The sequence below is a fragment of the Endozoicomonas sp. Z74 genome (assembly GCF_057680865.1).
The window spans coordinates 1-10610 of the sequence record NZ_JBLYZI010000143.1; the positions used below are offsets into that span (position 1 = coordinate 1).

At 52.4% G+C, this 10610-nt stretch carries 7 protein-coding genes and 1 pseudogene; 5 read left to right on the forward strand and 3 right to left on the reverse strand.

The features are described from left to right. Both ACNRUY_RS24325 and ACNRUY_RS24330 read right to left on the reverse strand, forming a co-directional pair. Positions 1-453, reverse strand: a 453-nt coding sequence (locus ACNRUY_RS24325; RefSeq protein ID WP_488114263.1) for an IS4 family transposase, incomplete at its 3' end; no start/stop codon positions are given. Positions 454-465: 12 nt separating this feature from the next. Then, the gene (locus tag ACNRUY_RS24330) at positions 466-834 is read right to left on the reverse strand and encodes an IS4/Tn5 family transposase DNA-binding protein (RefSeq protein WP_488114264.1); all 369 of its coding nucleotides are present in this window, start codon (positions 832-834) and stop codon (positions 466-468) included. A gap of 313 nt (positions 835-1147) precedes the next feature. Between ACNRUY_RS24330 and ACNRUY_RS24335 the strand changes: the two genes are divergently transcribed. From ACNRUY_RS24335 to ACNRUY_RS24345, 3 genes are all read left to right on the forward strand, one after another. Further along, positions 1148-1459, forward strand: a complete 312-nt coding sequence (locus tag ACNRUY_RS24335) for an ArsR/SmtB family transcription factor (RefSeq protein WP_488114265.1) — start codon at positions 1148-1150, stop codon at positions 1457-1459. 93 nt (positions 1460-1552) lie between these two features. After that, a complete protein-coding gene (gene arsB / locus ACNRUY_RS24340; protein WP_488114266.1) occupies positions 1553-2581 on the forward strand; it encodes an ACR3 family arsenite efflux transporter in 1029 nt (342 codons plus the stop codon). Between the two features lie 24 nt (positions 2582-2605). Then, on the forward strand, positions 2606-3769 hold the full coding sequence (locus ACNRUY_RS24345) for an MFS transporter (RefSeq protein WP_488114267.1): 1164 nt from the start codon (positions 2606-2608) through the stop codon (positions 3767-3769). 254 nt (positions 3770-4023) lie between these two features. On the opposite strand, the pseudogene ACNRUY_RS24350 reads toward ACNRUY_RS24345, so the two are convergent. After that, a pseudogene (locus ACNRUY_RS24350) lies at positions 4024-4677 on the reverse strand (lytic transglycosylase domain-containing protein); the annotation flags it as partial. A 490-nt stretch (positions 4678-5167) separates the two neighbouring features. Between ACNRUY_RS24350 and fkpA the strand changes: the two are divergent. Next, positions 5168-5953 carry an FKBP-type peptidyl-prolyl cis-trans isomerase gene (gene fkpA / locus ACNRUY_RS24355; RefSeq protein WP_488114268.1) on the forward strand — a complete coding sequence of 262 codons (786 nt, stop codon included), beginning with the start codon at positions 5168-5170 and terminating at the stop codon, positions 5951-5953. 228 nt (positions 5954-6181) lie between these two features. Continuing rightward, positions 6182-10450 (forward strand): hypothetical protein, encoded by a 4269-nt coding sequence (locus ACNRUY_RS24360; protein ID WP_488114269.1) that lies wholly within the window; start codon positions 6182-6184, stop codon positions 10448-10450. Positions 10451-10610 lie beyond the last annotated feature (160 nt).

The following is a 10610-nucleotide window of genomic DNA, read 5'->3' on the forward strand; positions in this document are numbered from 1 at the left end:
ACCACCTGGCCTTTGAGGTGATTGTATTGTCACGGTTTTCTTCTTTACCTGCAGAGTGGCTTTACGTGCTTTTCGCCCGCCACGCTGAGGAACATTAACTGCATATCTTCCCAGGACAGGCTCTGCGGCCAGAGCATCGAAAAGCAGTCGATCATCGTCTATTAAAATCCGGTTTTGCCTTGCTCTGACAACAAACCTCCTGCCGTGAGTCAACTGGTATCGGATGTATTCATAAACATCAGCTTCGCGGTCACAGACACTGATGACCTTCGCTATTTGCGCACCCAGCCTGTGTTCAATATTTTCTGAAGACTTTTGCCATTTGAAACTCTCTTTCTCTTCATAGGGACGCTGCTTGCGTTCGTGCTTTTTGCCACGATCGCCGTCGTTTCTAATCCAGCGCTGCTGATCAATCAAACCAATAGTTCGCTCAGTATCCACATCCAGCAACATTACTGAGTGAGCCTATATGCCTTTGGATATACTATTTTCGGGTCCTCCAATGTCGCCCAGTTCTGACCTGACAGAGTGTTTGTAGCTGAGAGTGGTACTGTCTTCTATGGCCAGCATAAGTTGAGAGTTGTTTGCAGCGAGCGCTGTCACCTGAAATCCGGCTTCGGCAATGGCTTCAGGCTCTACGGTTTCATTTTCAATGAGACGATAGGCGCCCTCAACCGCAGCAAGGTTGCCACTGCAGGAAGTGGCCAGAGATGAGCCCGTATGAGCAGACAGGTCTCCTGCCACTCGCACCAGCCTTTTGGTTCGACGCGTATCTCCCATCTTGGCACATCCGAAAGTCTGTTCAGCCCATTGTTGAGGAGGCAGTGGCATCATGATCTTGGTCTGTCTCAGAAAAGGATAAACCAAGATTAGGATTTGTGACTAAGAGACAGCCCAAAGGGAGAGGGCTTTCAATATTGGCACCGTCAACACCCTCTCCCTCTGGGAGAGGGCCGGGGTGAGGGAAAGCCATTAACCGTTCAGGGCGAGCAGGATCAGCTACCGAAGCCTCGATCAAACCTATGGGAGTCTCCCCGGCATAGCCGGGGGTTTACCTAATGATTAATTAAGAGGGTGGCTGAAGCTGTTGACAGAACCCTTAGGCTTGTACATTATTATCGCCATTCGACGATAGGCGATTTATTTTATGGCGCAATGTCTGACAAACCTCAGCAAAATTGACCTGGATTCTGATCGGGAGCAACAACTGGCGTCGGCTGCAAAAGCGCTGAGCCATCCTGCCAGAATCCGGCTCCTGAAAATCCTGGCCAACAGAGAGTGTCTTGGCAGCGACCTGGTCAATGACATTGGACTGGCGCAGTCCACCGTTTCCGAACACTTACGGATTTTACGGGAAGCTGGATTTGTGGAGGCCGAAGTCAGGCATCCAAGAACTTGCTTCTCCCTTAACCCGAAGGCTCTGGAACAGCTGAGAGACTGGCTCAATTACCTGGACTGAACACTGACAACACGGTCACTGATATACCGCAGAAAGCGGCCTGTTTTTCTAACAAACATCGTTTTTCGACGATACCCGAAGAGGAAATCTATCATGGGATTTTTCGAGCGCTATCTCAGTCTCTGGGTAGCCCTGGGCATCCTTGCGGGGTTGCTGGGTGGCATCCAGTTTCCGGACGCTTTCGCTCTGCTTGGAAACCTCCAATACGCCAGCATCAATCTGGCCATTGCGGTTCTTATCTGGCTGATGATCTTTCCAATGATGATGCAGGTGGATTTCACCGCCGTTAAAAATGTTCATCGCCGTCCCAAAGGATTGATCATCACCCTGACTGTGAACTGGCTGATCAAGCCTTTCACCATGGCACTGCTGGCCGTTCTGTTTATCCGCCACCTGTTTGCCGGATGGATCTCCCCGGAACTGGGTAATGAGTATATTGCCGGGATGATCCTCCTGGGCGTAGCCCCCTGCACCGCCATGGTGTTTGTCTGGAGTCAGTTGACCAAGGGTGACCCTAACTACACCCTGGTGCAGGTCGCCATCAACGACCTGGTCTTGATCTTTGCCTTTGCCCCCCTGGCAGCTTTCCTGCTGGGTGTTACTGATGTCATTGTCCCCTGGGACACTTTGCTCCTGTCGGTGACCCTGTTTGTCATTATTCCCCTGCTGGGAGGCTGGTTGACCAGAAAAGCACTATCCCCTGTGGCTCTGGACCAGCTTTCGGCCCGGATCAAACCCCTTTCCATTTTCGGTTTGATCGGCACAGTCATTCTGCTGTTCGGGTTTCAGGCGGACAAAATTCTGGATAACCCCATGGACATTCTGATGATCGCCACCCCGCTGATCATTCAGACCTACCTGATTTTTGCTATCGCCTATGTCTGGATGAAAAAGTGGCGACAACCCCATGCCATCGCCTCTCCTGGAGGAATGATCGGCGCCTCTAACTTTTTCGAACTGGCCGTCGCCGTGGCCATCAGCCTGTTCGGGCTGAATTCAGGTGCGGCCCTGGCCACCGTTGTGGGCGTACTTGTGGAAGTGCCGGTCATGCTGTCGCTGGTGGCTTTCTCAAACCGGACACGTCATTGCTTCCCGCCCAGCAACCAGCCTCAACCCCATTAACCGTCCATAAAGGGAGATTAAGTTGTGACCAGTAGTGCGCACCCCCTCAGACAGCCTGATCAGCAGTCCGTAAAAAACTACGCCCTGGTCACGTTCAATTACTGGAGCTTTACCCTCACGGATGGCGCCCTGCGGATGCTGGTGGTATTACATTTTTATCAACTGGGTTACTCAGGACTGGAAATTGCCCTGCTGTTTCTGTTCTATGAGTTTTTTGGTGTTGTCACCAATCTGACGGGAGGATGGCTGGGGGCCCGCATTGGTCTGAATCGAACCATGAACCTGGGCCTGACCCTGCAAATTAGCGCTTTGTTGATGATGGCGGTCCCTCAGGCGTTTCTTTCGGTTCCCCTGGTCAAAAGCCACCAGCAGGGTCGCCTTTTCCGCTGGGTTGCCCTGCTTACGGGGTCAAAAAATGCCCTTAAGGGGGTGGGATTCTTTCTGGGAGGCGCCCTGCTGGGGTTGATCGGTTTTCAGAATGCCATGGTATCCATGGCAACGGTGCTGGCTATTATTCTGTGTTTCAGCCTGTGCTTTCTGAAAAACGACCTGGGTAAAGCACAGCGAAAGCCGGTATTTCGTGACATTCTATCCAGCAGCCGTTCAGTCAACGTGCTGTCCGCAGCCCGTCTGTTCCTGTTTGGCTCAAGGGACATCTGGTTTGTCGTGGCCCTGCCCCTGACCCTGGCCTCGGTATTTGGCTGGAGCCATTCACAAACCGGTGCCTTTATGGCCTTCTGGGTAATCGGGTATGGGCTGGTTCAGGGAATCACCCCAAACCTCATGTCCCGGAAAAACAACAGCAACACGCCCGTTAAACCGGTCTTTTACTGGGGGGTAATATTGTTGCTGGTTTCCGGACTGCTGGCGTTATTGATCAGCCTTTCCTGGTTTCCAGAGCTTTCTCTGCTGGCGGGTTTGCTGGTCTTTGGGGTGGTCTTTGCCATCAATTCATCCCTCCACTCGTTCCTGATCGTGCATTATGCCCGCAAAGATGGCGCTTCACTGGACGTCGGCTTTTATTACACCGCCAACGCCATGGGAAGATTGGTGGGTACGGTCATTTCCGGAGGCGCCTTCCAGTGGGGCGGGCTCGAAGCCTGCCTGTGGCTATCCACTCTGTTTGTACTGATATCAACGGTCATCACCCTCTTCCTTCCAGGAGCCGATGAGCCGCTGCCGGATTGAGCCGACTTCAACAGAATAAAAAACACCCAGAGCGCCATTCGCCGACAATAAAGACAGGTCTGAACCGGCCGGTCACAGAGACTGACCGGAATGTTGCGAGCCCTGGCAGGAGCGCTCAGCAGCAAATCAGGCAGTGAAATACCGTGCTGCTCTGGAGAAAGAACCACCCAGCTCAGGGCCAGCAGTTTGGCCACATGGCTTCGGGTCTCTCTGGGCAGCTTCAGTCCCCAGAAGTCTCCCCTGTTTTTTCCCGAACGGGCTACGCTTTTACGCACTCGGTACAACCCGGCGTTGTAAGCCGCAATCGTCAGCAACCAGTCATCCGTCCGTTGATAAAGATCCTCAAGAAGGGACAGGGCGGCTTCTGTGGATTTCTCCAGATCCCTTCGCTCATCGCGTTTCGCCGACACCTCAAGACCATAGACCCTGGCGGTTTTCGGCATCAACTGCCAGAGGCCGGCGGCCCGGGCCGAAGATTTGGCCCGACTATCCAGAGAGCTCTCAATCAATGGCAACAAAGCCAGTTCAGCAGGCAGGTTCCTCTCCTGTACCCGCCGGTTTAAATACGCCTGATATTTCAGGATCCGCTTTTCAAAGCGGTAAAAGTAATACCGGGAAAAGGCAGGCAGGTAACGAACCACTTCCTGATCCTGGTAGTGGGGCATCAACTGAAACCCATTTCTCAACGCCTGCCAGCCACCGGGTACCAGCCCCCGACACGAATCAAGGGAGTGGCCTGGAGAAATACCGGCACCCGAATACCCATGAGCGCCATAGCCAGAACTTTGCCAACAGCACAACAGAAGATAAAACACCAAAACGCGGCGGATACTCCAACCCATAATGAAATCCAGAGATACCCACGGGATTTCATGCTCCCGGCACCAGCCAGGGACAGAAATACCCATAACGAAAGAAAACAGCAGAGCAATGGCACCAGAAATAAGACCCTTACAAATATAGTGCAGGCCCTGTCAGGGTTCGATGAAAAGCGCTCTGAAAGCGCTCTTTTCTGGCCAAAATCCGGGCAAATACCCCATAACCATGACCAGGGCATCAAGGAACCCTTTCACTTTTTCAATGTCCATATGAGGAGTGTCTATTATTAGGCTCTGAAACCAGGTGGGTGGGCAGAGGCAGAAGGCTGTTGTTTACTGTGAACCGCCAGGCTTTACCACAGGGCTCACAAGTACTGTGACCAACGGTTCTCTAAGAGGCGAGGCCTTTACGTAAGGAATGAGAATTTGTTGTGATTTTTCTGAAAAAAATTCACGACCCGGTTCACCTGCAGCGAGCCCTGTGCCATTATTGCCAGCTGTTCGCATCATTTTTCCACTCAGACAGGCAAGAATTTCTTGGCCAGAGGCTTAGTCATGGCCAATCACTACGGAAATCGATATGAAAAAAGTTATCAAGCTCTCCGCTCTGGCGGCGGTTGTTATGCTGGCCGCAGGCTGCCAGGATAAAACGCCCAAGGCTCCCGAAGTTCAGCTGAACACCGATGAACAGAAAGCGGCCTATGCCATTGGGGCCTCTGTCGGTAATTTCGCCACACAGACCCTGAAACAGCAGGAAGAGCTGGGCGTCACCCTGGATCGGGAACTGGTCAAGCAGGGTCTTCTGGATGCCCTGGACAACCAGGTAAAAATGAATGAGGAAGAGCTGGGTTCCGCCCTCAGGGCTCATGAAACCCGCATGAATACTGTGGTTCAGGAAAAAGCCAAGCAGAAGCTTGAGGAAACCAAAAAGGCCGGGCAGGCTTACTTGGATGAAAACGCTAAAAAAGAGGGCGTCAAAGTTCTGGAATCCGGCCTGCAGTACAAAGTCATCAAGCAGGGCGATGGCCCGAAACCGGCTGCCACCGATACCGTTACCGCCCACTATACCGGCAAACTCATCGATGGCACCGTGTTTGACAGCAGCAAACAGCGTGGCCAACCCGCCACCTTCCCTCTCGGTAACGTCATCAAGGGCTGGACCGAAGGTGTGGCGCTGATGCCTACCGGCTCAGAATATGAACTGACCATCCCCGCAGAACTGGCCTACGGTGATCAGGAAGTGGGCAGCATTCCCGCTGGTTCTGTCCTGGTATTTGATGTTGAGCTGATCAGCATTGATGGCAAGGACACCAAGAAGGAAGGCAAGAAAGTCGCCACCAAAGAGAAGAAAGAAACCAAGAAATAACCTCCGGGTTATACCCCACCCGCTTTCAGTCTTGTCTTCAAGAGTGGAAGCGGGTGCCCAAACTCCCCTCCCAAGCTTCATCTTCCACTCCCCACCGCTCCTTCTTTTTATAAAGGTTCTTTAGCTTGCTGGCCGATAACAATCACTGGCACAGAACACCTGAATCCACTTTAAGGGTCTCTGTTTTCCTGAACGCGATTGAGTCGCAGCAGAAACATATTACTCCGCATGCCCCAGATCAATGGCTCAAGGGATTCCAATACAGCCCCTCAAAAGGCACTCCCACTGAATGACCAACCTGAACAGGAAGGCCTCCCGCTTGAGCTGGAACCTCAGTTTATCGGCAGAAAAACCACCGTCAGGGATTCCAGTAAATTCTCTATTCGAACCGCATTTCAAAGTCTTAAGCACACACTCTCTCTTTCCAGGCGGGCCCACAAAAAAATGCCCTCCTCAACACCAGGGTTCCTGAACACTCTGCGAAACAGTTTCAGGAAAAAGCCAAAACGGGTTTCCACTCCAACTCCTCCTTCAAAGGACCTACAGCCCAAAAAGCCATCAAGCAATAGCTCACTGCATTTTGCCGACAGTGAGAGGGAAAAGATGGCCATTTTCCATCAACTTCGTCAACACTATCCAGAGCAAGGCCAGATCATTGTTATTCAGAAACCACAGGATCTGGAAAATCATGGCCTCCTACAACAGACCTGGGTTGAAGGTCATCAGCTGAAGACCGATAGAGGCAGGCTGTTCAGTGAACAGCCACTTTGCCTGGTCCTGGACCTCACTGCCATGACACCAGGGCAGATAGCCACTATCAATGACTTGCTGGAAGAGACTCCACATAGCAATGGAGCCCCCCTGGGCAAGAACATTCACCGGGAAGTCATCACCAGCAATGATATGTTAACCGGCTTGAAACCCTCCGGTAGTGACTGCTGGAGGCGCCTGATGAGAATGCCCGAAAAGAAGCTGGGCAACACTGATTCTCAACCCCTGATACCCACCCATGTGGAACTGCTTGCATCCAAAACACTTAAACAGCCACCAGACGCCTCAACAACTATCACGGTTGATTTCTCAGACTTCGATGACTGGTATGAATGCCTCTTTGGAGGCATCACACTCAACGAGCAGGGACAGCTGCATTTTTCAGAAGGCATTTTTTCCACCCTCAATAGCAACAGCCATCTCATCCTGAAGAATGCGCCCTGGGACAACCCGGATTTTACATCGGCTCTTGCCAGAGCTCTGCACAACAATGAATTTGAAGCCAACAATAAGTGGCTCCCTCTTCCTGAGAACATCTCCCTGTCCCGCAACGACAGTACCCCGGAACAAATCACGGCACTCAAAAAGAAGCATCAACATGCAGCATCTAAATTTCAGCCGGATGCCCCCTGCCTGAGCCTTAACAGCCAGCAAATGGAAACATTGAAAGGTGGAATAAAGCTGGAAGGGGCAAAAGTGGTTCGATGCAACGCTCTGGAACAGCTGGTAAAAGATTATGGGCAGCTGGTTATTAGCAGCCCCCTTAGTGATCAGCAGTGGTTAAGATTATTGACGGTTCTGGAGCGCATCCCCAGTGAGCACCGACCGGCACTTTTTATCAACGAACCAGGTTTATTGAAACCCAGCACTGATGTCAAAGTCAGTTTGCTTAAGACACCAGCGGATGAGCAGCAGGTGATTCCCCCAAGCTCTGACACCGCAACCTCGCCCTTTGTCTACGAATTGGCGGCTCAGGACACATGGGAAGATCTATTGCAGCAGATCCGTTTGATCAGCCAGGAACGCTTTTTATTTGCTACTGACAACACACCACTGATGGAGTGCCTGCTGCAGGGAATCCCAGTGGTACTCAAAGGGCTGGAAAACAATCCTAAAATAGCCCAGGCTCTGGAAACGCTCTTTGCTTCCCCTCCCTGCGTGCTTCTGCATGGAAAAAAAGTGGACCTGCCCAAAGCCAGAATCACTTTGACCCTGCCAGAGTCAGGCCAATTACCTCAGAACATCCCAGCCCTGTTACTCCAGGCCTGTAAAAAAACATCCAGTGACAGCAAATCCGTTCCGGTCCACCCCTTTTATAAACAACTTGGACAGATTCCTCCTTCAACCACCAAGGCTTACCCCGCAGTGCCTCCCTGGTCTGCCCCGGACTTTCAGCACATTATTGATCGTCAGGCCGCTCACGAGCAGAAGCTGGACAACAGCCCGTCAATCAGGCCCTGCCATTACCGCCGGGCGTTGCATGTACTGACGGCAAAAGCCTACCGGGGAGACCCAAAGGTTTACGGTTTTATTAAGGCTAAAATTGCTGAAACCTGGCCGGACAGCCCCCCTCCCCCTCAACAGGCCAATCAAACCGCCTTGAAAGATTGGCTTATGGACCACCCGTCCCCGGATTTGCAGCAACTCAAAAAAGACTTCTGGCCCCTTGCACAACACTGTCCGGTCTCACTGCATCAATCCAGAAAGGCTCCGGATGAACCGGACGATGAAGCCCTCCAGCAGCTGGCTCAATATGTGGTGGGAGCAGCCAGCCCAGATGAGCAGGACGCCCTGGCAGTGACCTTCAAGGTAAGCAGGGAAGAGGCATTAAAAAAACAGTATTTCAATGGCAACACCCGCTCAACCCTCAGAGACGCCCTGGTCGCCAGCAGAAACCATCTTCACCACCCTGTATCCATCAGTGGTGAAATAGAGAAACTGGAAGGATCCATTGCCAAAGTCCTTGCATCAAAAAGCAACGAGTCAGGGAAAAGAAGGCAGCTCACTGAAATGCTGTCTGCAAGCTTCCGGAACGGGCTGCCCGACTCCCTGGATACCCTGCCACAGGCTCTGCTGGACGGACAACGCCATGACCACAGCCGTCATGCTCGTCGTCTTGCCCACCTCACGGAAAGAGCCAAACAACACCCGATTATTTTTCTGCAGGGAGAGGCCGGTGCGGGTAAATCATTTATGGCCCAGGCCATTGGCTCAAGACTCGGGCCAGCAGATCCCCCCCACTGTCTAGTCCTGAACCTGGGCCCCAACAGCCGAGCCGGAGAGCTGTATGGTGAGCAGGTAATGGAATCTTCAATACTTCCCGATGGCTCAACCGACAGCTACACCACCTTCAAAAAGGGCCCGATACTGGAATGGGCTCTATCCGAAAATCCCCCTGTACTGGTACTGGATGAAGCCAACCTGGCTCCAGAAGGTTTACTGGCGACCCTGGCCGGGCTTACCCGGCAACCTCCTACTCTTCATTACCAGGGAAAGGTTTATCCTCTCAGTGACAAACACCGGGTTATTCTCACTGGCAACCCTGACAGCTACGATGGCCGCCACCTGGACAGCACCCTGAGCCCACTCATCCCAACGTTCTTTTATCCCCCCTTGCCAAAAGAGGTCATGGCCAGAGCCATCATACAGCCGGGACTTCCTGGCAGCTGGCCCGATGCTTATAAAAAGCAGGCCAGTGATCAAATTCTGAGATTGTTTGAACTCTATCAGAAGCAACTGCCGGGGGAGCTCCTCACCCCACGGGATATCAAGGATGTGCTGGCGGTGGTCAGGCAATTATGCAGCCACAGTCCATCAACTCCCACCATAAAACAGATACACGCCTGCATTCGACGGGGATTCTCCGACAGCCTCGGCGGTGCGCTTCCCTCAGAAGAACGCCAATCCATGAACCAGAAGTGCATGGAAGCGTTTCCGGAAGATGACAGCATTCTGGCAGGACCTGACCAGGCCTTCGAGGGGTTTCTGGAAAAATTACAAACACGCTACCCCAACACCAACTGGGGACCAGAACCCATCAGGGAGCTGGTGTTCAGTTACTGGCAAAGCCTGGAGAAAGACGACAGCGGTCGATCCGCCGTAATCGTAGAAGGACCTGCTGGCTGGGGAAAAGATTTCATTCTTAACCAGACGCTCTCTTTGTGGCTGGAAGAACATGAGCACGAAGAGCCCTTCCTGCACATCAACGCCAATCCGAACCGCTGGGACTCCCTAGTTGATTCTGTCAGACAGGCCATGCGCAGTGGCCGCAAAATCGCAATCAGTGAACTGAACCTGATTCCCAGCCGTTACCTTGAAGGGTTATTTAACGATGTTCTCACTGGAGCAGCCGCTCCCGGATTCCGACTTTTTGCCACCATAAACCCCACCAGCTTTGGCGAGCGGGAAGCAATGAGTCCGGCCATGAAAAGCCGATGCACCCAGATCAAACTAACCACCTTATCACTCAATGACCTTGAAAGTTTTATTTCCGGGCAACCCGGTCAGGACAGGAAACTGCCTCGGTGGCTGGCTCAACAGTTCCTCCGACTCTCCCTGAGCCTCACCCAGCAGAAAAGTCCGATACAGCTGTCTCTGGATGATCTGATGTCTACTGCAGAACGGTTGTCCAGAGAGCCTGACAGTGAACGATGGCCGGAAGTATTCGAACGGTGTTTATCGGCGCTGTTCAAATTAAATGTTGCTAACATGGTCTATACTCCCTGAGCATGAGAATTGTCGTGTAAAGTGGAGTTCCAGCCATGAAACCTCAGCAATTCCAAGACATCCTGAAGTCCATACCCATGATGTCCCCAGAGCAGATCGGTGTCCTCCATAAAACTCTGCCGCCCTCACCCATTGCCGGTGATGCACAAGGTATTTCCGG

What these genes read in the sequence shown, in the direction of transcription:
- ACNRUY_RS24330 (WP_488114264.1), bottom strand. Translation starts at nt 834, where the DNA reads ATGATGCCACTGCCTCCTCAACAATGGGCTGAACAGACTTTCGGATGT.
- ACNRUY_RS24335 (WP_488114265.1), top strand. Translation starts at nt 1,148, where the DNA reads ATGGCGCAATGTCTGACAAACCTCAGCAAAATTGACCTGGATTCTGAT.
- arsB (WP_488114266.1), top strand. Translation starts at nt 1,553, where the DNA reads ATGGGATTTTTCGAGCGCTATCTCAGTCTCTGGGTAGCCCTGGGCATC.
- fkpA (WP_488114268.1), top strand. Translation starts at nt 5,168, where the DNA reads ATGAAAAAAGTTATCAAGCTCTCCGCTCTGGCGGCGGTTGTTATGCTG.
- ACNRUY_RS24360 (WP_488114269.1), top strand. Translation starts at nt 6,182, where the DNA reads ATGCCCCAGATCAATGGCTCAAGGGATTCCAATACAGCCCCTCAAAAG.